The organism is Rhizobium sp. CF122 (assembly GCF_000282035.1).
In the GTDB taxonomy this organism is placed as follows: Bacteria; Pseudomonadota; Alphaproteobacteria; order Rhizobiales; family Rhizobiaceae; genus Rhizobium.
Genome location: NZ_AKKA01000072.1, coordinates 76,456 through 98,306, shown reverse-complemented (window position 1 = coordinate 98,306; position 21,851 = coordinate 76,456). Strand labels below are relative to the sequence as shown.

At 59.7% G+C, this 21,851-nt stretch carries 22 protein-coding genes and 2 pseudogenes; 13 read left to right on the top strand and 11 right to left on the bottom strand.

The features are described 5' to 3' along the window. Nucleotides 1–20: 20 nt before the first annotated feature. Together rhaI and PMI09_RS15570 are read right to left on the bottom strand one after the other, a co-directional pair. Nucleotides 21–1,313 carry an L-rhamnose catabolism isomerase gene (gene rhaI, locus PMI09_RS15575; protein ID WP_007795864.1) on the bottom strand — a complete coding sequence of 431 codons (1,293 nt, stop codon included), beginning with the start codon at nt 1,311–1,313 and terminating at the stop codon, nt 21–23. 63 nt (nt 1,314–1,376) lie between these two features. Continuing rightward, the gene (locus PMI09_RS15570) at nt 1,377–3,473 is read right to left on the bottom strand and encodes a bifunctional rhamnulose-1-phosphate aldolase/short-chain dehydrogenase (protein ID WP_007795862.1); all 2,097 of its coding nucleotides are present in this window, start codon (nt 3,471–3,473) and stop codon (nt 1,377–1,379) included. 200 nt (nt 3,474–3,673) lie between these two features. Between PMI09_RS15570 and PMI09_RS15565 the strand changes: the two genes are divergently transcribed. From PMI09_RS15565 to PMI09_RS15515, 11 genes are all read left to right on the top strand, one after another. Further along, complete coding sequence (locus PMI09_RS15565; RefSeq protein ID WP_007795859.1) at nt 3,674–4,483, top strand: DeoR/GlpR family DNA-binding transcription regulator; 810 nt, start codon at nt 3,674–3,676, stop codon at nt 4,481–4,483. Between the two features lie 51 nt (nt 4,484–4,534). Beyond that, on the top strand, nt 4,535–5,530 hold the full coding sequence (gene rhaS / locus PMI09_RS15560) for a rhamnose ABC transporter substrate-binding protein (RefSeq protein ID WP_007795856.1): 996 nt from the start codon (nt 4,535–4,537) through the stop codon (nt 5,528–5,530). 76 nt (nt 5,531–5,606) lie between these two features. Then, on the top strand, nt 5,607–7,142 hold the full coding sequence (locus tag PMI09_RS15555; protein WP_007795852.1) for a sugar ABC transporter ATP-binding protein: 1,536 nt from the start codon (nt 5,607–5,609) through the stop codon (nt 7,140–7,142). 10 nt (nt 7,143–7,152) lie between these two features. Then, a complete protein-coding gene (locus tag PMI09_RS15550) occupies nt 7,153–8,154 on the top strand; it encodes an ABC transporter permease (RefSeq protein ID WP_007795850.1) in 1,002 nt (333 codons plus the stop codon). After that, nucleotides 8,151–9,164 carry an ABC transporter permease gene (locus PMI09_RS15545; protein WP_007795847.1) on the top strand — a complete coding sequence of 338 codons (1,014 nt, stop codon included), beginning with the start codon at nt 8,151–8,153 and terminating at the stop codon, nt 9,162–9,164. The genes PMI09_RS15550 and PMI09_RS15545 overlap by 4 nt, the downstream gene beginning before the upstream one ends. Next, nucleotides 9,161–9,481: an L-rhamnose mutarotase gene (rhaM, locus tag PMI09_RS15540; RefSeq protein WP_007795842.1), complete on the top strand. Its 321-nt coding sequence runs from the start codon at nt 9,161–9,163 to the stop codon at nt 9,479–9,481. The genes PMI09_RS15545 and rhaM overlap by 4 nt, the downstream gene beginning before the upstream one ends. Next, nucleotides 9,478–10,854, top strand: a complete 1,377-nt coding sequence (locus PMI09_RS15535) for an FGGY-family carbohydrate kinase (protein ID WP_007795839.1) — start codon at nt 9,478–9,480, stop codon at nt 10,852–10,854. Before rhaM ends, PMI09_RS15535 begins: the two co-directional genes overlap by 4 nt. An 80-nt stretch (nt 10,855–10,934) precedes the next feature. Continuing rightward, on the top strand, nt 10,935–11,702 hold the full coding sequence (locus PMI09_RS15530) for a fumarylacetoacetate hydrolase family protein (RefSeq protein ID WP_007795836.1): 768 nt from the start codon (nt 10,935–10,937) through the stop codon (nt 11,700–11,702). Nucleotides 11,703–11,849: 147 nt separating this feature from the next. Next, nucleotides 11,850–12,047 carry a hypothetical protein gene (locus tag PMI09_RS15525; RefSeq protein WP_007795834.1) on the top strand — a complete coding sequence of 66 codons (198 nt, stop codon included), beginning with the start codon at nt 11,850–11,852 and terminating at the stop codon, nt 12,045–12,047. 486 nt (nt 12,048–12,533) lie between these two features. Continuing rightward, a complete protein-coding gene (locus tag PMI09_RS15520; RefSeq protein WP_007795830.1) occupies nt 12,534–12,875 on the top strand; it encodes a helix-turn-helix domain-containing protein in 342 nt (113 codons plus the stop codon). Further along, nucleotides 12,872–14,146, top strand: coding sequence for a type II toxin-antitoxin system HipA family toxin (locus PMI09_RS15515; protein ID WP_007795828.1), 1,275 nt, complete (start codon nt 12,872–12,874; stop codon nt 14,144–14,146). Before PMI09_RS15520 ends, PMI09_RS15515 begins: the two co-directional genes overlap by 4 nt. Before the next feature lie 138 nt (nt 14,147–14,284). Here PMI09_RS15515 and PMI09_RS31590 read toward each other — a convergent pair whose 3' ends face one another. The 8 genes and pseudogenes from PMI09_RS31590 to PMI09_RS31380 all read right to left on the bottom strand — a co-directional run bounded on the left by PMI09_RS31590 (nt 14,285) and on the right by PMI09_RS31380 (nt 19,331). Further along, nucleotides 14,285–14,455 carry a hypothetical protein gene (locus PMI09_RS31590; RefSeq protein ID WP_162130397.1) on the bottom strand — a complete coding sequence of 57 codons (171 nt, stop codon included), beginning with the start codon at nt 14,453–14,455 and terminating at the stop codon, nt 14,285–14,287. Nucleotides 14,456–14,599: 144 nt separating this feature from the next. Further along, a pseudogene (locus PMI09_RS15510) lies at nt 14,600–15,001 on the bottom strand (SMP-30/gluconolactonase/LRE family protein); the annotation flags it as partial. Nucleotides 15,002–15,005: 4 nt separating this feature from the next. Beyond that, a pseudogene (locus tag PMI09_RS32230) lies at nt 15,006–15,152 on the bottom strand (IS110 family transposase); the annotation flags it as partial. Between the two features lie 105 nt (nt 15,153–15,257). After that, nucleotides 15,258–15,683, bottom strand: a complete 426-nt coding sequence (locus PMI09_RS30435; RefSeq protein ID WP_007795822.1) for a BA14K family protein — start codon at nt 15,681–15,683, stop codon at nt 15,258–15,260. A gap of 666 nt (nt 15,684–16,349) precedes the next feature. Beyond that, nucleotides 16,350–17,412, bottom strand: a protein-coding gene (locus tag PMI09_RS30430; RefSeq protein ID WP_244423774.1) for an IS630 family transposase whose coding sequence is annotated in 2 segments (ribosomal slippage) — nt 16,350–16,881 and nt 16,880–17,412 — 1,065 coding nt in all. Because the reading frame shifts where the segments join, the coding sequence is not laid out codon by codon here. Nucleotides 17,413–17,503: 91 nt separating this feature from the next. Continuing rightward, nucleotides 17,504–18,367: a class I SAM-dependent methyltransferase gene (locus tag PMI09_RS15490; RefSeq protein ID WP_007795811.1), complete on the bottom strand. Its 864-nt coding sequence runs from the start codon at nt 18,365–18,367 to the stop codon at nt 17,504–17,506. A 25-nt stretch (nt 18,368–18,392) separates the two neighbouring features. Then, nucleotides 18,393–19,049, bottom strand: a complete 657-nt coding sequence (locus PMI09_RS15485) for a TetR/AcrR family transcriptional regulator (RefSeq protein WP_007795806.1) — start codon at nt 19,047–19,049, stop codon at nt 18,393–18,395. 93 nt (nt 19,050–19,142) lie between these two features. Beyond that, nucleotides 19,143–19,331: a hypothetical protein gene (locus tag PMI09_RS31380; RefSeq protein ID WP_037083209.1), complete on the bottom strand. Its 189-nt coding sequence runs from the start codon at nt 19,329–19,331 to the stop codon at nt 19,143–19,145. Here PMI09_RS31380 and PMI09_RS15475 point away from each other — a divergent pair. Both PMI09_RS15475 and PMI09_RS31845 read left to right on the top strand, forming a co-directional pair. Continuing rightward, nucleotides 19,330–20,223 (top strand): NAD(P)/FAD-dependent oxidoreductase, encoded by an 894-nt coding sequence (locus tag PMI09_RS15475; protein WP_007795802.1) that lies wholly within the window; start codon nt 19,330–19,332, stop codon nt 20,221–20,223. The genes PMI09_RS31380 and PMI09_RS15475 overlap by 2 nt on opposite strands. A gap of 195 nt (nt 20,224–20,418) precedes the next feature. Further along, nucleotides 20,419–20,874 carry a hypothetical protein gene (locus tag PMI09_RS31845; protein ID WP_007795799.1) on the top strand — a complete coding sequence of 152 codons (456 nt, stop codon included), beginning with the start codon at nt 20,419–20,421 and terminating at the stop codon, nt 20,872–20,874. Nucleotides 20,875–20,931: 57 nt separating this feature from the next. On the opposite strand, the gene PMI09_RS15465 is transcribed toward PMI09_RS31845, so the two are convergent. Then, entirely contained in the window at nt 20,932–21,759 is an 828-nt protein-coding gene (locus tag PMI09_RS15465) for an SDR family NAD(P)-dependent oxidoreductase (protein ID WP_007795797.1), read from the bottom strand. Nucleotides 21,760–21,851 lie beyond the last annotated feature (92 nt).

Genomic DNA, 21,851 nt, shown 5'->3' with positions numbered 1-21,851 from the left:
AGCCTTGGGAGGCTTAAGGATCAGATGATGCCACCACCGCCGGCAACCGAAGCCGGACGCTCGGCAGCGACCTTCCTGCGGTAGCCGCTTGCGCGGTAGGTTGCGACCGGATCGATCGCACCGCCAGTACGGCGGCGCGCTTCCGCCAGGATCGGCTCAACGTCAGAACGATAAGCGCGCTTCAGGGCTTCGCTCGCCATCAGCGCGTCGTTTTCGTCCTGATAGCCGGCCAACGCCTTGCGGTCGACAAGCAGAGCCTGCGCATAAGCGCGGCGGATTTCGTTGGCGCTGTTGATCAGGCTTTCGATCGGATCGGTCACATTGTGTGATTGGTCGATCATGTGAGCCGGATTGAAGTCGTTGACGCCACGCTGCTCGGCATCAACCAACTCGTTGAACACCAGGAACAGACGGTATGGTTCGATCGCACCGGCATCGAGGTCGTCGTCGCCATACTTCGAATCGTTGAAGTGGAATCCGCCGAGCTTGCCGAACTGGATCAGGCGGGCAACGATCATTTCGATGTTGGTGTTCGGCGCGTGATGGCCCAGGTCGACCAGGCATTGCGCCTTAGGGCCGAGCGTCTGGGCGATCAGGTAGTTGGTGCCCCAGTCCTGCACGACCGTCGAGTAGAAGGCCGGCTCGTACATCTTGTGCTCGGAAAACAGCTTCCAGCCGTCCGGCAGTGCCTTGTAGATGTCGGCCATCGACGCAAGGTAACGCTCGAAGGCCTTGGTGAAGTTGCTCTGGCCGGGGAAATTGGAGCCGTCCCCAATCCAGACGGTCAGCGCCTTGGAACCGATCGCCTTGCCAATCTCGATACATTCGAGATTGTGCTCGACGGCTTGTGCACGCGTTGCGGCATCAGTGTGGCTGAGCGAACCATACTTGTAGGAATGCGTCTGGCCGGGCGCGTCGGAGAAGGTGTTCGAATTCATCGCGTCGAAACCGAGGCCGAGCGCATCACCCTTTGCCTTCAGTTCCTTGGCATCGGTCTTGTCCCACGGAATGTGGAGGGAGACGTTCGGCGTGGCGCGCGTCAGCTCGTTGATGACGGAGCAGTCGTCCAGCTTGTCAAAGATGCCACGAGGTTCACCACTGCCGGGAAAGCGCGCAAAGCGCGTGCCGCCAGTGCCCACGCCCCAGGACGGAACGGCGACAAAGAACTCGGATACGCGGCGTGTGATGTTTTCAATGTCGATGCCACGGCGCGAAAGATTGGCGCCAAGTGCTTCGTAGTCGGATTTCAGCGCGGACGCGCGCTTGTCGTTTTCTTGCGCAATCAGATCCTGCGCGATCTTGAACTCGGCCATGGTTTCCTCCCGACATATGTGGATAAGAAGCGGCGGGCATGGCGCCCGCCGTAGCAGTTGGACTTAGCGCGGGAAGCTCTGCGCGTTGCCGGCATCGACGTTGATGATGTTGCCGGTCGATTTCGCCGAGAGATCAGACGCCAGGAAGTAGATTGCTTCGGCGATGTCCTCAGGGAAGACATTGAGCTTCAGCATGGAACGCTTGCGGTAATGCTCCTCGAGCTCGTTGATCTCGATCTTTGACGATGCTGCACGCTGTTCGCGCCACTCGCCGCTCCAGATCTTCGATCCGCGAAGAACTGCATCCGGATTGACGGTGTTGACGCGAATGCCAGCTTCTGCGCCTTCGAGCGCCAGGCAACGGGCAAGATGGATCTCGGCCGCCTTGGCCGTGCAATAGGCCGCAGCGTTCGGCGAGGATGCCAGACCGTTCTTGGAAGCGACGAATACGACGTTTCCGCCGAGGCACTGCTTGCGGAAAAGACGGAAGGCTTCGCGCGACACCAGGAAGTAGCCGGTCGCCAGAATGTCGATGTTCTTGTTCCACATCGAAAGCTCGGTGCTTTCGATCGGAGCAGACGAAGCGATACCTGCGTTCGAAACGAGGATATCCACACCACCGAATTCGACGCAGGCTTCCGCAAACGACGAAATCACCGCGTCTTCCTTGGTCACATCAAGCTTGACGCCGCAAACAGCATCCGCGCCGAACTGCTTGGCGAAATCGGCCTTTGTGCTGTCGAGTGCATCCTGGTCGATGTCGGCAAGCACCACGCAAGCACCCTCGCCGATCAGGCGGGCAGCCGTTGCACGACCAATGCCGCCGGCACCGCCAGTGACGAAGGCAACCTTGCCAGCAAGGCTCTTCGGCTTCGGCATGCGCTGGAGCTTGGCTTCTTCGAGTAGCCAGTACTCGATGTCGAATGCTTCCTGCTCGGGCAGACCCTGGTATTCGGAAACGGTCGAAGCACCGCGCATGACATTGATGGCGTTGACGTAGAACTCGCTGGCGATGCGGGCAGTCGCCTTGTCGCGGGCGAACGACAGCATGCCGACGCCGGGAACGAGGAAGATAACCGGGTTCGCGTCGCGCATGGCGGGCGAATTGGCATGCTTGCAGTCGCTGTAGTAGCGGGCATAGTCGGCGCGGTAGTCTTCAAGCGCCTTGTCGAGACCGGCAACGATCGCATCCACGTCAGGCTTTGCCGGGTCGAAATTGACGATCAGCGGGCGGATCTTGGTGCGCAGAAAGTGATCCGGGCAGCTGGTACCGAGCGCGCCTAGCGGCTGCAGGTTCTTGGAGTTGACGAATTCGAGCACGGCGTCCTGGTCGTCGAAGTGACCGAGCTTGCGCTCCGCCTTGCCGATGCGGCCGCGGATTTCGGGCATCAGGCGGGCTGCAATGGCGCGGCGCTCTTCAACCGGCAGGCTCTGCGTAGCGGCGCCACCGAAGATCGTCTTGCCTTCCGTCTTTTCGGCAAACCAGACGATCGCCTTGTTGATGATCTCGAGCGTCAGCTCGTAGCAGGCCTTGGCATCGTTTGCCCAGGTAAAGAGACCGTGGCTTTCAAGCACGACGCCCTTCGAATTCGGGTTCGCCTTGACGAAAGCTTCGAGGTCCAGGCCGAGCTGGAAGCCCGGACGGCGCCATGGCAGCCAGCCGATTTCATCGCCAAAAATCTGTTTCGTCAGTTCCTTGGAGTTCTTCGAGGCAGCGATTGCGATGATTGCATCCGGATGCATGTGGTCGACATGCCTAAAGGGCACGAAACCGTGTAGCGGCGTGTCGATCGAGGCAGCGCGGCTGTTGAGGTTGTAGGTGCAATGCGGCAGGAAGCCGACCATGCGGTCCTCATCCTCGACGCCCTTGTAGATCGCCTTCAGCGAGTCGAGCTTGTCCTGATAGAGCGTCGCAAATCCGTCGAGCTTGATGGTGCCGACGTCGCCACCGGAACCCTTGACCCAGAGAACCTTTACCTTTTCGCCAGTCAGCGGATCGGTTTCCATCACCTTGGCAGAGGTGTTGCCGCCGCCATAGTTGGTGATGCGCTTGTCGGCGCCAAGCAGATTCGAGCGATACAAAAGCTTACCGGGCTCATCGAGGCCTGCCGCGTGTGAATCGTCCCAACGGTTATCAAGAAGCCGGACGGTTGCCGCCATGTCATCCTCCCATGTAAAATTTCTTGGAAGCGCGAACGACCTCAGCGCTCCTTTGCGGTGACGGTATCGCTCATCGAAATGGACATTGTCAATCGAAAACGATCAACTTCGATTATGTTGCAGCGCACTATGAAATTTTATGATCGTTTTTGATTGACACATTCTCACAACTGCGAAATAAGCAAGCTAGGAGGAACCCCATGCACGAACGCGAACGCCATCGCATCATATTGAGCGCCGTTCAGGAAAAGTCGGTCGTCACGATTCAGGATATTTCCGAACTGACCGAGGCTTCCGAGGCGACGATCCGGCGTGACATCGCGGCCCTTCACGTGCAGGGAAAGATCCGGCGTGTGCGCGGTGGCGCCGAAGCCGTGCACCCGCCGCAGCTCGGGAATCTCGCTGGACGCCCCTTTCGGGTTTCGGAATCAGTCAACATCGATAAAAAGCGCTCAATCGCGCGGGCAGCCGTTGATCTGTGCGATCCAGGCGATGCCATCATCATCAATGGCGGGACGACCACGTTCCAGATGGTGCACTTCATGGCGGCCCATCGCATGCAGGTGATGACCAACTCGTTTGCGATCGCCGAGCACCTGGTCAAGCATTCGAAGAATACGGTGACGGTGCCAGGTGGCGTCATCTACCGCGAGCAGAGCCTGATCCTGTCGCCGTTCGACAACGATGCGATCCGCAATTTTTACGCCCGCCGCTTCTTTATCGGTGCGCAGGGCGTCGGCCCGCTCGGCATCATGGAAGCCGACGCGCAAATCATTCAGAGCGAGCAGAAGCTGATGCATCAGGCCGACGAGTTGGTCGTCATGGTCGATTCCAGCAAGTTTCACCGCCGGTCGAGCCTCATTCTGTGCCCGCTCGACCGCGTTTCGACAATTATCACTGACGACGGTGTTCCCGAGGACTCCGTCCGGATGATCGAAGATGCGGGCATCAAGCTCGTCATAGCGAGCACTGTCTCGCAAGCGAAGGAGGATTCCTCGTCGGTCGCGTGAGTGGCGCCGTCAGGATGTAGTCAAGTCTTATCAACGTGGGAGGATGAAAGCATGAAACTTGCAAAGACACTCGCAATCGGCGTGGCGTTTGCCGTCGCCATGATGGCCGGCGCGGCTAGCGCCAAGGACGTCAAGATTGGTCTTGTGGTGAAATCGCTCGGCAACGGCTTCTTTGAGGCTGCGAACAAGGGCGCCCAGGAAGCAGCCAAGGAACTCGGCGGCGTGGAAGTGATCTACACCGGCCCGACTTCGACGACGGCCGAAGGCCAGATCGAAGTCATCAACTCGCTGATCGCTCAGGGTGTTGATGCCATCGCCATCTCCGCCAATGACCCGGATGCAGTTGTTCCGGCCCTGAAGAAGGCCAAGCAGCGCGGCATCAAGGTCATCTCGTGGGATTCCGGCGTCAACAAGGACGGCCGCATCCTGCAACTGAACCCGTCGTCGAACGAACTGATCGGCAAAATGTGCCTGACGCTCGCCAAGGACCACCTCGAAGGCGGCAAGGGTGACTTCGCGATCCTGTCGGCCACGACGACCTCGACGAACCAGAACATCTGGATCGACCAGATGAAGAAGCAGCTCAAGGACTTCCCGGGCCTCAACCTCGTCACCACCGTTTACGGCGACGATCTGTCGGACAAGTCCTATCGCGAAGCCGAAGGCCTGCTGAAGTCGAACCCGAACGTCAAGGTCATCGTCGCTCCGACGACGGTCGGCGTTCTGGCCGCTTCCAAGGTCGTCGAAGACAAAGGCCTTGTCGGCAAGGTCTATGTGACTGGCCTCGGTCTGCCGTCGGAAATGGCTGGCGCGATCAAGTCGGGTGCAACCAAGGAATTCGCCATCTGGAACCCGATCGACCTCGGCTACTCCGCAACGCAAATCGCCTACCATCTCGTAAAGGGAGACGCGACTGGCAAGCCGGGCACCGAAGTCGAAGCCGGCCGCATGGGCAAGATCAAGATCGGCGAGAACGGAGAAGCTGCTATGGCCGACCCGTTCGTCTACAATGCGTCGAACATCGACCAGTTCTCGAAGGTCTTCTGAGCCTGAATTCGCTCAAGAAACAGAACCCGGCGGCTAAAGCCGCCGGGACGTCCCAATTCGACACCGGTAACCGCTGATGAACACCGCCCTTCAACAACCCGTCGCAGGCCTCAAGACCGACGACGCGCCCGCCATTCTGGAAATGCGTGGCATTTCGCAGATTTTCCCCGGCGTGAAGGCGCTCGACAACGTCAGCATCGCGCTCTATCCGGGCAAGGTCACCGCCCTGATCGGCGAAAACGGCGCCGGCAAGTCAACACTCGTCAAGATCCTGACCGGCATCTATCGGCCAAACGAAGGCGAGATCATCGTTAACGGCAAGCCCACGACCTTCGCCAATGCGCAGGCCGCCATCGACGTCGGCGTCACCGCCATCCACCAGGAAACCGTGCTCTTCGATGAGCTGACGGTTGCAGAAAACATCTTCCTCGGCCATGCGCCGCGCACAAGGTTCCGCACGATCGACTGGAAACTGATGAACAGTCGCTCTAAGGAATTGCTGCATTCGCTTGAAAGCAACATCGATCCGACGATCCGCCTTAAGGATCTCTCGATTGCTCAGCGCCATCTCGTCGCCATCGCGCGAGCGCTTTCGATCGAAGCACGCATCGTCATCATGGACGAGCCGACCGCAGCACTATCGCGCAAGGAAATCGATGATCTCTTCCGCATTGTCGAGGGGCTGAAGGCGCAGGGCAAAGCCATCCTCTTCATCAGCCACAAGTTCGACGAACTTTACGAGATTGCCGATAACTTCGTCGTTTTCCGCGATGGTCGTGCTGTTGGCCACGGCCAACTCAAGCAGACGCCGCAAGATGATATCGTCCGGCTCATGGTCGGCCGTGATGTCGAGAATGCATTTCCCAAGGTCGACGTGGCCATCGGCGGCCCGGTGCTCGAAGTCGAGAAATACTGTCACCGGACAGAGTTTCGCGATATCTCGTTCACCCTTCGCAAGGGTGAGATCCTCGGTGTCTACGGGTTGATCGGTGCGGGTCGTTCCGAGCTCTGCCAGTCCCTCTTCGGTATCACCAAGCCTGCATCCGGCACGCTGAAGCTTGAGGGGCAGTCGCTTTCAGTCCATTCCCCGCTTGATGCTATCCGAGCCGGCATCGTTTATGTGCCGGAGGAGCGTGGCCGCCACGGCTTGGCCCTGCCAATGCCGATCTACCAGAACATGACCCTGCCATCACTCACGCGTACATCGCGCAAGGGCTTTCTGAAGGCGGCCAATGAATTTGCGCTCGCCCGCAAATATGCCGAACGCCTGGATCTGCGCGCTGCAGCACTCTCCGTTCCTGTCGGAACGCTATCTGGCGGTAATCAGCAGAAGGTCGTGATCGGTAAATGGCTGGCGACATTGCCCAAGGTGATCATCCTCGATGAACCGACGAAGGGCATCGACATCGGTTCGAAGGCTGCTGTGCACGGTTTTATCAGCGAGCTTGCCGCCGAGGGCCTATCGATCATTATGATCTCGTCGGAACTGCCGGAGATCATCGGAATGTCCGACCGCGTCCTCGTGATGAAGGAAGGCCTGATGGCCGGTCTCTTCGAACGCAAGGATCTGACGCCGGAAACGCTGGTTCGCGCCGCGACCGGTAATGCTTGAGGTAATCGGAATGTCCAGACTCCTAAAAAAGCGCGAAACGCTGCTCTTCGTCATTATCGCGGTCATGGTCGCGATCTTCTCTGCAAGAGCCCAGGATTTCGCAACGCCTGGCAACCTCGCCGCAATCTTCAATGACACGTCCATCCTTATCATCCTTGCGCTCGCGCAGATGACAGTCATTCTCACCAAGTCGATCGACTTGTCGGTTGCTGCAAACCTTGCCTTCACGGGCATGGCGATCGCGATGATGAATGCCGCCTATCCCGACCTGCCCCTCATCGTGCTCATCCTCGCGGCGATCCTGATCGGCGCCTTTCTCGGTGCGATCAATGGCTTCCTCGTCTGGGCACTGGAAATTCCGCCGATCGTCGTCACGCTCGGTACGCTCACCATCTATCGCGGCATGGCTTTCGTGCTGTCTGGCGGCGAATGGGTCAACGCGCACCAGATGACGCCGACGTTCCTCAACGTTCCGCGCACTGTCGTCCTTGGCATGCCGGTTCTCAGCTGGGCTGCGATCGTCATTGTCGCCCTGATCTACATGCTGCTGAAATACAGCCAGTTCGGCCGTTCCACCTATGCTGCGGGGGGCAATCCGACGGCCGCGGTCTACGCCGGCATTGATGTCGGCTGGACGAAGTTCCTCGCCTTCGTTCTGTCAGGCGCGCTTGCCGGCCTTGCAAGCTATCTCTGGGTGTCGCGCTACGCCGTCGCCTATGTCGATATCGCCAGCGGCTTCGAACTCGACAGCGTTGCGGCCTGCGTCATCGGCGGCATATCGATTGCCGGCGGCGTCGGCTCGGTCATCGGCACTGTGCTTGGAGCTCTGTTCCTCGGCGTCATCAAGAACGCACTTCCCGTCATCGGCATCTCACCGTTCACGCAAATGGCGATTTCGGGCACCGTCATCATTCTCGCCGTCGTCTTCAACGCAAGGCGCGAGCGCAATCGCGGTCGCATCATTCTGCGCGACAAGGCCGCAGCAGAGATCCCCGCAGAGGTGGCAGCATGAGCACCGTCGTTTCCACCCCGAGCGAAAAGCGCGTCATCCCCGATCGCCTCGGCACGCCGTTCAAGCGCATCATGTCGAGCTGGGAGGTTCTGCTCTTCGGGGTCGCCGTCCTGATCTTCATCTTTAACTCTCTGGCATCCCCCTACTTCCTGGACGCCTGGAACCTGTCGGACGCGACCTTCAACTTCACGGAAAAGGCGATGATCGCCTTTGCCATGGCGCTGCTCGTCATTGCCGGCGAGATCGACCTTTCGGTTGCCGCCATTATTGCGCTAGCCTCGACAGCCATGGGAGCGGCAGCGCAAGTTGGCGTCGGAGCACCCGGCTTGGTCCTCATCGGCATTGGCGTCGGCCTGCTGTGCGGCATGTTCAACGGCTTTCTCGTCTCCGTCATGAAGCTACCGTCGATCGTCGTCACGATCGGCACGATGAGCCTGTTCCGCGGTATTTCCTATATCGTCCTCGGCGACCAGGCCTATGGCGGTTATCCGGAGGATTTCGCCTTCTTCGGCCAGGGTTACGTCTTCTGGGTCTTCTCCTTCGAACTCGTGCTCTTCATTGTGCTGGCAATCGCCTTTGCGATCCTGCTGCATGCCACGAATTTCGGCCGCCAGGTCTATACGATCGGCAATAACGACTTCGCCGCCCGCTTCTCGGGCATTCCGGTCGAGCGCGTGAAATTCATTCTCTTCATCCTGACCGGCGTCATGAGCGGCGTTGCCGCCGTCTGCCTGACCTCGCGGCTTGGTTCTACCCGTCCCTCGATTGCCCAGGGATGGGAACTCGAAGTCGTCACCATGGTCGTACTGGGGGGTGTCTCGATCCTCGGCGGCTCGGGCAAGATCGGTGGCGTCGTCATCGCCGCCTTCGTCATGGGCCTCGTCACCTTCGGGCTCGGCTTGTTGAATGTCCCTGGCATCGTCATGTCGATCTTCATCGGCCTGCTTTTGATCATCACCATCGCGATCCCGATCGTCGCCCGCCGCCTCAAAGCCATGAGCTCCAAATGACGCTGGAAAAACACGCCTTCAAGATGACGCTCAACCCCGGCATGGAAGCCGAGTACCGGAAGCGGCACGACGAAATCTGGCCGGAACTGATCGATCTGCTGCACCAGTCCGGCGCCAGCGATTACTCGATCCATCTCGACCGCGAAACGAACACCCTGTTCGGCGTTCTGACACGTCGCGCCGATCATACGATGGCAAGCCTGCCCGAGCATCCCGTGATGAAGAAGTGGTGGGCGCACATGGCTGATATCATGGCAACCAACCCGGACAATTCTCCCGTCCAGAGCGACCTCGTCACTGTCTTCCATATGCCATGACATCGAACGACAGCCGCATCGCCGTTCTCGATATCGGCAAGACCAATGCCAAAGTGGTTGTCCTGGACAGCGCGACGGGCGCGGAGGTCGCAGAGGCGAGGACCCCGAACACGGTCCTCAGTGACGGTCTCTATCCGCACTACGATATCGACAAGCTCTGGTCCTTCACGTTGGATGCCCTTCGCTCCTTCGCCAAGGAGCCTGGTTTCGACGCCATCTCGATCACCACCCATGGAGCGTCGGCTGCGCTTCTCGACAAGGCCGGCAATTTGGCCATGCCGGTGCTCGATTACGAGCACGAATATCCCGCCGATATTCGCGATGCCTATGCGCGGCTGCGCCCCCCCTTCGAGGAAACCTTTTCGCCGCACCAAACCATGGGCCTGAATATCGGCGCACAGCTGCATTACCAGAAGACCGCCTTGCCCGATGACTTTGCCAAGGTGGTAACGATCCTCACCTATCCGCAATACTGGACAGCGCGGCTGACCGGCATTGTGTCTAACGAGGTAACCTCACTCGGCTGCCATACCGATCTCTGGAACCCGCGTGAGGGCCGCTATTCCTCGCTGGTCGACGCGCTTGGCGTCCGCGATCTCATGGCGCCGATCCGCTCTGCCTTCGATCCGCTCGGGCCGGTTCTGCCTGATATTGCCGAAGCGATCGGCCTCACCCGCGAGATCCCTGTCTATTGTGGCATTCACGATTCCAACGCGTCACTTCTGCCGCATCTAATTGATCGAGCAGCACCGTTCGCAGTTGTCTCGACAGGCACATGGGTGATCAGTTTCGGTGTCGGCGGAGATCTCGATCACCTCGATCCCAAGCGCGACACACTTGCCAATGTCGATGCCTATGGCCGAGCTGTTCCCTCCTCCCGGTTCATGGGCGGACGCGAATTTGAAACGATCTCAGGCGAGATCGGACATGTTGACAAGGAAGAGGTTGCCTCGGCAATCGGGCAGGTCATCGTGAAAGGTCTGATGCTGCTTCCGAACGTTGTACCCGGCTCCGGACCGTTCCCGGGCAAAAGCGCACGCTGGGTCAACGCGCAGAGCGCGACCGGCGAAGAGCGGTATGCCGCGCTGTGCCTCTATCTCGCATTGATGAACCAGGCCTGCCTCGATCTGATTGGCGCGCAAGGCCCGGTTATCGTCGAAGGACCTTTTGCACTCAACGATTTCTATCTGATGCTGCTTGCCGCACTCACCAATCGCGATGTCATCGCCATCCCCGGATCGACCGGTACGAGCCAGGGTGCCGCGCTTTTGACCGGCATCAAGCCGCCTGCCGGCGGCGAGCGGCGTATTGCGCCGAGCGCCATACCCGGGCTCGGCGCCTACCGCCAGGCTTGGCACGCAGCGGTGGCATAACAGTCTTTCCATCGCGACCCCTCGCTCCATCTTAGCGTTAGCTATAGGCTCGCGACTCAAAGAAAAATGGAGGAGACCTTATGGCAGCTTCAGCCGCCGCACCCTTTGATCCGCGTACACTTGCAGCAAAACTACACGGCCTGCGCCGTTCACAAAGCCAGGCGCCGACGGCGGAATTTGCGCTGCCTGCCGATCTCAGGCACGCAATGGACGCGCAGAATTTTCTTGTCGCCGATGAGGCTATCGAAAGCAATGCCTGGAAAGTGACCGTCTCGCCCGATGGGCAGGCCGTGACCGCGCCACTGCATCCCTATGTGCAAGCCGACTCTGGAGCGCGGATTCCCTGGCAGCGAGGCACAAAGTTCGAGGCAGAGATCGCTGTGCGCCTCGGTCGCGACCTGCCGATCCGCCGCGAGGGCAGCTACAGCCGCGCCGACATCGTCGATACGATCGACGCTGTTCATCTCGGCGCGGAACTTCTGGCGAGCGCGGTCGAGGAGAGCGGCAAGATCTCGTTCCTGCTATTCCTGGCCGATCGGCTTGGAAATAGCGGCTATGTGCTCGGTCCTAGGGTGGAAAAGTCGGCCATCGATGGGGCAAGCGGCACGCCGCTCAAGATAACGTTCAACGGCCAGCCTATCTTTGACGCGCCAGCTCAACATCCGAAGGGTGACGTGCTGACATGGCTTTTGGACTACGCCAACGATGGCCTGCGGCGGAACACGTCGCTCAAGGCCGGGGCGCTCATCACAACGGGCACGCTGTGCGGCGCGATCGAACTCGTCACGCCTGGGGATATTGAAATTGCTTTTGGCGATACTGCTTTTCTCCGCTTCGCCCTCGTCTGAGCGGCTAGAGGACCGTTTCGACCTCGTCTAACCGCCACCTCGTGGCGCGCGGCGTTAGAGCCGCGCCCCATGGCCAGCGCTTGGCATCGAAATCGACAATACGTGCCACCGCTTGTGCAGATGATCATCATCGAAAGGATAGCATCGATGGCTGCCTCCACAGAACGAGAAGATCTCGAGGCCAGAATTGCCGAAGTCAGCGAGCACATCAGGACCCTCATCGAGCAGGCTCCCGGTGTCAGCGGCGCGTCGGATGACGACTTAATTCAGGAGCGCCTTGAAGAGCAGCAGGCACTATACAAGCAGTTGCTCGAGCAGCGGGACGCGCTCGACAACGCATCGTGATGTGGCCTGAACCGGTGCCATCTACTAGGTGCCCCTGGCATTGATGCAATATTTGGCCGTCGCTTAACCCGGAAGCCAGCGTAGCCATAGTACCTGCCGCCGCCAGCCACCAGACGCCAGTCGGAGTCATATACTTACAGACGGGTTGTCATTTCCGGGCGTAGCACAAGACCGATTTTTCATTCATCGACTACGCTTCCTTGTAGGCGTCGCTCGAACTCTCGGGCATTGGCCCGCAAGCTGAACGCTTATGATAAGCCAGGACCCACGGTTGGAAAAGCGCGGTTCTGCGGCGTGATCGTCAATATGCCTTGGTCGGGCTATTAGGACTTCGAAGCCGCAACTTCCAGGACGTCACGGCTAGAAGCTCAAAACGGCTCGTCTGCGTTGGTGTAGTTGGCCGACAATGCTTGTTATCGACGCTTGCGTGTTATGTCCGTTTAAGGTATAAATATTCACGACTATACCTTTAAAGTGTTTATTACGATGGATTTGGCTCAGACTGTGCGGGAGCTGCGTAAATCGAAAAAGATGTCTCAGGCATCCTTGGCCGATCTTGCGGGTACAAAGCAAGCTACGATTTCTGGCATCGAAACCGGTACCGCCAACGTCGAGCTAGCAACCCTGCGCTCTGTCTGCGCAGCCCTCGATGCTGAGATCGTCATAATCCCGCGAAGGGTCATCGGCTCGGTGCGCAACGTGGTGCAACAACACCTGCATCGCGATCATCAGCAGGTTCCGGAGCCAGTGAAGAGCGTCCGGGACGAACTGTTCATCCCCGACGCCAATGATGATGGTGATGACGATGATCACGGGCCGAATGCATGAGCAAATTTGACCTCCTTGGCGTTTATCTGGCCGCTGGTGCGCACGAGGTGCGCGTCGGCTCACTCGTGCGCGACGAGAGTGGCATCGTGCGCTTCGATATCGACGAAGCCTATATCGAACTGGGGCAGTATAGGCCGATCCTCAGTTCGTCCCTCCTCCGCTACGGAGACGAAGATCAGACGGTCGCGTTGCTGCGCGATGGCTCAATGCGCAAACCTGGCAGGGACATTCATCCCTGGTTCGCCAACCTGCTTCCAGAAGGCGCGTTGAAGGACCTGGTACTGCGCGGCATGCCGACCGGCTCGACCACCGATTTCGACGTTCTCCGTTGGTTGGGTGGCGACCTCCCGGGCGCGGTCCTTGTACGAGGTGAGGAAGCCAACCCATTGCCCGTAACCTTGCCTACCGAGCCATCGACGACGTCCTCTGGAATTCGCTTTTCTCTAGCTGGTGTGCAGCTCAAGATGTCAATGCAGAAGCAGGACCAACGCCTGACGATTCCGGCCATTGGTGGAATAGGTGACCTCATTGCCAAGCTGCCGAGCGAGCGGTACCGGAGCCTGCCGGAAGTCGAGTATTCGTCTATGATGCTGGCCAAGGCTGTCGGTGTAGAGGTACCGGACTTCGAGCTGGTTTCGATCTCCGATCTGGTGGGCGTCGAGGCGGGTCTGCTGAAAGGCGGCGACCTGGCGCTGGCGGTAAAGCGCTTCGACCGGCAGGAGGGTGGAAGGCGCGTCCATATGGAGGACTTCCTGCAGGTGTTGGGTGACCAGCCAGACCGCAAATATTCGGCAGCGAACGAAGAGACGATCATGGCCATCGCCACCCGATTGGGCGGCGGGACACAGGCATTTTTGCAATCGGTCCGTCGCGTCGCAGCCAACATTCTGATGGGCAACACCGATGCGCATACCAAGAACTGGTCGCTGTGGTACCCGACGCCATCCGAAGGCCAGTTAAGTCCTGCCTACGATATCGTCGCGAGCGTCGTTTACGACCCGTCGGACAAAATGGCGTTGCGGTTTCGCGGCACGCACGACAGCCACATCATCACCAGTCAGCGCTTCCAGAGAGCGGCGTCGCTGTGCGGTGTACCTGAGAAAAGGGCAACGAAAGAAGTCAGGCACGTCGTGGAGCAAGCCGCAGATGAGTGGCGAAATCTCTTGCAGGACATGCCGATGCCGGAAGACTATGCCAAGACGTTGATCGCAAGGGCCCAAACGCTGGCACTGACCAAAGAATTCGAAAGCGAGTGTTCTAAGCGAACCTGAGCACCCTATACCTCATAGAGAATATGATGATCTGATTATACCATATAGGGTCTATTTTTCAGGTGACCCTGTCACCCGACACAAAGCCAGCGACTGGCAATGGCCGCTGACATTTAGATCTACTTCTGCGATCCTCGATCACCCTGGCAGCGCGATTCGAATGAAAACACCAAAATCGGTTGCTGCGCCAATATCTCCCACGTAGACAGGGTGCTGAGATTCCGGGCCGTGGAGAAAATGGCCATCGTCCATGCCGAAATCTTGCATCGAAAGAGATACCGCCACGCGCGATGCGAACGCCTCGAACACCGTTTGCCCCTTTGACGCTGCAGGATGGTTCCAGGAACATTAAAGTCCCAGTTATTGGAACCAATGGGTCCCAGGCTCGTAGCTTCTCGCGTCCCTTTGCCGCCCCAGGATCCGATCTTGTGTCCCGATGCGGCTAGATGCCGACTAGCCGTGAGGCCATCCCGCCCCAGCCGTCTCGACCTCGACGGACAAGACCTGGCCAGTTCCGCCCATCTGGTCCATCTTGTCCATCCCGAACCATTTGGCGGCAGTTACGTATAGGGTGGTTCGATCAGGTCCGCCCAGCATGCAGGCGAATGCGCCGCGATCGAGCTTCACTTCATCGAGTAGCTCCCCTCCTTCACGAACCCTGCGGCAGCAGGCATTGGGTACGTCGGCGTACCAGATCGCGCCTTCAGTGTCGAAACATATACCATCGGGCGGCCCGACAAGATCGGCCCAAACCCTTCGATTCGAGAGTTTCCCGTCGGCGGCGACGTCAAACGATGTCAGCCGTTTCGCCCAGCTTTCGGCGCAAACCAGTGTGCGGCCGTCCGGGCGAACGGCGGTCCTAAACCGCCAAGGCCCGTTTTGGCGTAGCTTCCCTTGGCAAGTCGCCTGCATTGACGTATTTCCACAGCGCGACGAGCCGCTTGCGAGCGAGCGCGACAATCGTCGTCTTCTTGAAGCGACCGCTGTTCCGCTTGACCCGGTCCCTCCTGTGTCTGTCGGACGGCACGAGCACGGTTTGGCGCAGCATTTGGCGCTACGGCAATTCTGAGGTGGCTCGAGTGAGATCGTAATGGCCCCGAGCAGGCTAGCGTTAGCGCCATTTATAGGGTCCGACACATTGGAGACGGGGTCCATAGTAGGGCTGGAAAGTATTGTCGAATGCTCTGTACGTACGATAGCGCGCAAAGCACCAACTCACATGGCTCCCACCCTCATAGGCGACCGACGGTTCATATTCGTGGTACGGCCTATAATAGCCATACGGCCGATGCTGATATCTGTAAGAGGAGCCGTAATATGTTGCAAGGTACGGACCGTAGTGCGGCTGTGTTAATGCGCCGCCGACGCTCGCAACGTAACCGCCGTAGGGGCCGCTGTCTCCATGACGCCATTGTACGGATTCTACCTGCTGCGGTGGTTTGATCCCGGGTGGGCTGATTGCCGGAAACGCCTGGGCTGGCATATTGAAGAGAGCGCTTGTGATCAGGCCAAGCGCTACCGGGACCAGCTTACCCATGACTGAGCTTCCTTTTGTCTCCAGGTGGGAAATATCCGGATTATGAAGCAAATGCCACAAGGTAGAAACCGCTTATCGCCTCGGCCAAGGCAATATTCCTTGGCGCAAGCCTCTACCCTCCTTCTATCATCACGGTGCAATCAACCGCCATCGGACAACGGGGATACTCCGAAGCTCGTTGCTGGTGAAGGCCGAACGTAATACCGCATGCAAAAGCGGATCATCAGACGTGCTCGCCGCAGAGCCCAGCCAGGAACTTATTACGTACGCGTTCTTGGCCAACACTGAGATGGGCTGGTGTTGATCTGCCGAGAGCGCAATCTCCCCAGCGAAGCGTTCTCGAAACCATTCGAACTCCTCCGCCATATCTTGCACTCTGGTTCCATTTGCCGCGCGTCTTGTCGGAACCGGCTCTTCGTGTGAAACGCATCGAGGGCAAGAAACTTCGCCGAGCACAGTACGGCCTCAATCCCTGCTTCTACGCTCGCATGCAAACCCTCATAGAATGGTGTGCTTCCGAACATCGCAGCGATATTCACCTCATTTCGCTTCGCCAACGGAACATACTGCATAGTATGGGCCAAACGGCTATTCGATCGCCGTAGTCGTCATCATCATTGCCGTGAACGTCAAGAGACGAGACTAATTAATACGCATCCTCATTGATCAGAACGCATTTGCCCAGTCTCTGCGCCCGATGGACATGATGCGCCAAGGCTGGGTTTCGAGTTTGCGCCAGGCATCGCAGCAATGGTCGACGATATTGTCGTAGGATTTGAAGATGCGGTTCGACAGCCAGTTCTCGCGCATGAAGAGCCAGAGATTTTCGGCGGGGTTAAGCTCCGGCGATTTAGGCGGGAGGGGCAGGATCGTGATGTTGTCCGGCACGACGAGATTGTTGGACATGTGCCATCCCGCTTGGTCCATGACGAGGATGGCATGCGCGTCATCGGCAACATGATGGGATATTTCTGGAAGATGTTGGTTCATGGCGTAAGTATCACACCAGGGCATCACGAGAGCGGCAGCCTTGCCGAGCTTGGGGCAGATGGCACCGAAGATATAGGCTGAGCGTGTGCGCTGATCATGCGGCGCGGACGGCCTTGAGCCCCGCTTTGCCCAGCGGCGGGTGATCTTGTTCTTTTGACCGATCCGAGCCTCGTCCTGAAACCAGATTTCTATTCGCTTGCCTTGAGCGGCGCCCCGTTTGCGATCTCTGCCACTGCGGCGGGGAAGTTTTTTTAAACGCCTCACTCGCTTGAGGGTCCTGCGCATGATGTTTCGGTCGCGCTGCCAGCTTGCGGTAGCCCATGGCACGCACCTCCCGGCTCAGCGTCTGTTCGCTCACCGACACACGAAACGCCTCCCAGAGCCACTGGGCCAGATCACACAGACGCCAGCGCACGACAGCGTCGAGATAGGGCGTCGGTCCCTGTTCGATGGCCCTTGCCAGCGCCGTCCGCTGCGCATCGTTCAAGCGTGACTTGGGTCCGGGAGCCTTGCCATCGATCAGCCCGTCGGGGCCATTCGCATTGAACCGCAAGACCCAGTCACGCACGATCTGAAGGGTGACATTGCCAAGACGCGCTGCATCCGAGCGCGAGCCTCCGCCATAGATCAAGGCAAGCGCCAAAAGACGACGCGCCTGCGCCGCATGCTTGCTCTTGCGGGCCAGACGCCGAAGACCTTCCGCGTCAAAATCCGCCCGTAATGAAATCGCTGCTCCCATCGCGAACCTCCCGTTTGCAACAGTGATTCTGATTCATCGTCATTTGGGAAGCTCAAGTGTCTCACTCAGCAAGAGGGCGTATTAATCCCTGTCAGCTTGCCGGATTGCGCGCGGTGACGATCCACGCCGCGCCGTCGATCATCACCGACCGCTCACCGGGGCAGCCCGCGAAGGCGGCACGAACCGCGGCCGAGGCGCGGGCCCGGATGTCGTCGGGCTGATCAGCGAGAGCGCGCGACAGCGGGCCGACCTCGAGTGTCATGTTCATTGCGTCGTCGAGAGCCGCATCCCGCGTCTCCCCCTTGCCGAATGGGATGGCGGTATCGAAGGGCGCGATAGCGACACCGGTGAAGCCAGCCCCCGTTAGAATACGGGCCACTCGCCCTTTGTCGCCAAACGAGAACGGGCCGGGCGCTTCGGGATCGGGCGGCGCCGTCGGCGGGACGATGCCCTTGATCGCGCCCATCGGCAAGCGCACCCAATCGTTCTCGGCCATGCTGCGCCAGCAAACGAAAGCAACCCGACCGCCCGGCCGGACCGCAAGGCGCATATGAGCGAACGCCGCCGTAGGATCGTCAAAGAACATCACTCCAAAGCGCGAGAACAGGATGTCGAACGCGCCCTCGGGCAACTCGGTGCTGCTGGCGTCGGCCACCTGGAACAGGGCCGGCGTATCCTGCGGCGCTAGCGCGCGCGCTCTGCCGATCAGCGGTTCGGATATGTCCACGCCTAGCACATGGCCCCCCGCGCCAACGCGGGCGGCCAGATCCAGACTAGACGTCCCCGCGCCGCAGCCGACGTCCAGCACGCGTTCGCCCGTGACGGGCGCGGCGGCTTCGATCGCGGCCTGGCCGAACACCGCCATCATGGCATCGAGCCGGGCCTGGTAAGCGACCCAGCGCTCCCCGCTTTGGCCATTCCAGTCGGCTACCTGATAAGCATTTTTCTCTGCCATGCCATATCCTTGTTCTGATCCGTTCTTAACCAGGCTGTCCGCCCGCGTGGTCGTTGCCACCGTGCGCGGCGATGAACATGGCGACAGCCGACCGGCAATAGGATTCGATTTCGTTGTCGTCCTCTGCTCTCGCCTGATCGAAGCGTGCGATAATCAGGAGATCGGATCCTTTGATAAGCGCGGCAAACAAGCGGGCGGACCGGAGAGGATCGGGCACGTTCAGAGCCCCCTTCGCGTGCAACTGACGCAACAGGGCCTCGATTTGGGCGATGATGTGGGCAGGGCCGGCTTCGTAATGGAGCTTGCTCAACGACTTTTGGTTCGGCGTGTCGGCCATGACCATGGCTTCGACATTGCGGACGTCCGGGCGCGACAGCGTGCGAAGCAGCGACGATCCCACCGCCATGAGCTGATCTTCGGCCGAGCCGTCGACGCCTTTAAAGAGGGCCTGTGGTATTAACTGCTGGCAGCGGGCCGCAAAGGCCGCGCCGAACAGCGCCTCTTTGTTCTCGAAGTGCTTGTAGATGCTGAGCTTCGATATCTTCGCTCGCTGGGCGACCTTGTCCAATGTCGTCGCTTGAAAACCCAATTCCACAAAGAGTTCGCACGCGGCGTCGACTATCGTTTGGCCGAGCGCCTCGTTGGCGGGCCGGCCGCGCCGGGCCTGGCTATTTTCGGTCACGACAAATCCAGTCCTTGACAGTATCCTAATTCTTGACTTACGATACCATATAGTATCTTAAAGGTGCAAGCCAATGCGTAGGTGTCCTCCAAATCAAGTTTCCCCGGGCCGCCCGGCGATATCGAATGCGACATTGTCCGGCCGGCCAAAACAGTGATGGGCGACTCTCTCGTCGATGCCGACGCCCTGCTCGCTACCCGTCTCGAGCGCGTATTGCTGGACGATATTTCGCGCCGGGCCCAGCCCAACCCCCTCCATCCACAACACGGAGCCTATCACCATGGATGACGTCATCATCATCGGCGGCAGCTTTGCCGGTCTCGCCGGCGCCCTGCAGCTCGGCCGTGCTCGCCGCAAGGTCACCGTTCTCGATACCGGCCTGCCGCGCAATCGCTTCGCCGGCCACTCGCATGGTCTGCTCGGCCACGATCACAAGCCACCGCTGGACATCCTGGCCGAGGCGCGGCAGCAGCTGGCGCGTTATCCCACGATCAGGCTGGTCAGTGCCCGGGCCGACAGCGTCTCCGGCGCCATCGACGATTTCTCCGTCCTCACTGGCGATGGCGAAAGCCTTGGGGCGCGCCGCCTGATCCTGAGCTATGGCGTCGCCGACCAGATGCCTGATGTTCCGGGCTTTGCCGAAAATTGGGGTACGTCCATCGTGCCCTGCCCCTACTGCGACGGCTTTGAAGTCGCCGGCCAGCATTGGGGCCTCGTCTGGTCCGGCCCGCAGTCGCACAATTATGTCAGGCTGTACCATGATTGGACCGACACGTTAACGGTCTTCGCAGATGGTCACGACATTCCACCCGATATCCGGGCCGATCTGGCGCGCCGCAACATACCTGTCGTCGACGGCCGGATCATCGAGATCGCTCATAACGGGGGCCATACCGCCACCGTCTATCTCGATACCCACCGCAATGTCGCGGTCGACATCCTGTTCGCCCATCCGCGCAACAAGCCGTCCGCAAGCCTGCATGAATCACTGGGTCTCGCCACGGTGGATACGCCCTTGGGCATCGCCCTCAAGGTCGACGAGCGCCGCGAAACCAGCATGCCCGGCATCTACGCCGCCGGCGACCTCGCCAACCCCCTCATGGCCTCGGTCACCCTGGCAACATCGCACGGCGCGACGGCGGGTATCTCCGCCCAGCAGTCGATGCTGGTTTGAGCACAGGTTCCCTTCTCCGGTTGCCGCGGGCTATCGGATTCTGAAGGTTGCGGGGCCGGTGTCATCGAAAACCGACTGGTCGGCTGCCCCCGCAGTTCACCCGGCGCCTGAGGAGACGCACATGTCCAAAGCCACAGACACCGAAGCCGGCATCAGCATCTCTCGTCCGACCGCTCTTGGAAAAGGCTGACACACATGGAGTTCGAACACGTCACCTTCGACCTGCCACACGGCACCTTTCACGCGCCGCAGGGTGGCTTTCAACTGCCGGGAAGCGGCTGGATGGTCACCGCTCGCGATCTCGCCCTCATCGACCGCCTCTGGCGTCAGTGGTCGCCCGGCCTCTCGCTCGATCCTGCTCTCCACGCGGAGCTACACGAGCACCTGCGGGCGAGCATGCCCGCGCCTCTAAAGTACTACCGGGCGATGCTGCGACCCGGCATGCTTGGGGCGACGCGCCGCCTGTCTCAGCCGATCGCGGTGCCCCTGCTGCAGCTTCACGGTGCCGACGACGGCTGCATCCTCCCCCCGCAGGTCGACGTCTTCCTCGCCGGAAGTCGCTCGCCCATTTTGGCTGTCGCTTTGCCGAGCCGCCTCCAGAGCAGGGCGACGAGATTATTGCCCCTATTATCGAGGCCAGCCTGCAGTTGAGTGTTGCCGAGGCGAGCGACCTTGACAACACCGAGGCTCGGAAACAACCCGCCTGCCCTATGCGTCCACGAAATCAGTGCTGCGTGTGATGGTCTCCCATGCGTCGATCTCCTCGGCGACGTGATCGATTTTGCTTCGCGCGCGCCGGAGAGCATCGCTTCCCAGTAGGAGATGGAGCGGAGCCTTATCGGAGTCCGCGAGAGCCAGGATTGCCCGCGCGGCGAGAACCGGATCGCCGGCCTGTCGGCCATGGGCAGCGTCAAAGGCTGCTGAACTCTTCCCGACCGTTTCCGCGTACGGTTCACCGGCGGCATCGCTCTTTCGGATTGAGTGGCCCGATAGGAAATCCGTGCGGAATGCACCCGGGGCGACCGCTGTGACTTTGATACCGAAAGGCGCGACCTCCAGCGCAAGGGCCGCCGACATCCCTTCTAGGGCAGCTTTGGCGGCAGAATACATGGCGGTTCCGACGCCAGGGGCGCGGCCTGCGATAGAGGTGACATTGACGATATGACCACGTCCCTGCGCTCGCAAGTGCGGTAGGGCTGCCTTGATAATGCGGAATGGCCCGAAGACGTCGACCGCAAAAAGCCTTGCGACATCCTCGTTGGCTGCCATCTCGAGCGCGCCGAGTAGGCCATAGCCCGCGTTGTTGACGATAACGTCAATCTGTCCCGCGATCTCAAACGCCCGACGTGTGACAGCCTCCGCGGCCTCGCCGTCGCTAAGGTCGGCCGAAAGAACGTGCAACCGACCCAGACCGTGTTCTATGGGCAGGTCGGTCCCGCGGACCGTGCCAATGACAGTATCGCCCCTTGCTAGCCCTGCCTCGGCCAGTGCTTTCCCAAGGCCGCGTGAAATGCCGGTGATGAACCAAGTGGTCATGAAATGCTCCTTCGCTTTCGACAAGAAGGAACTTGCCACATCGCCTGGCGCTGTATAATCCGCAGGAAAGTGAATGTCCTTGTTAGGCAAAC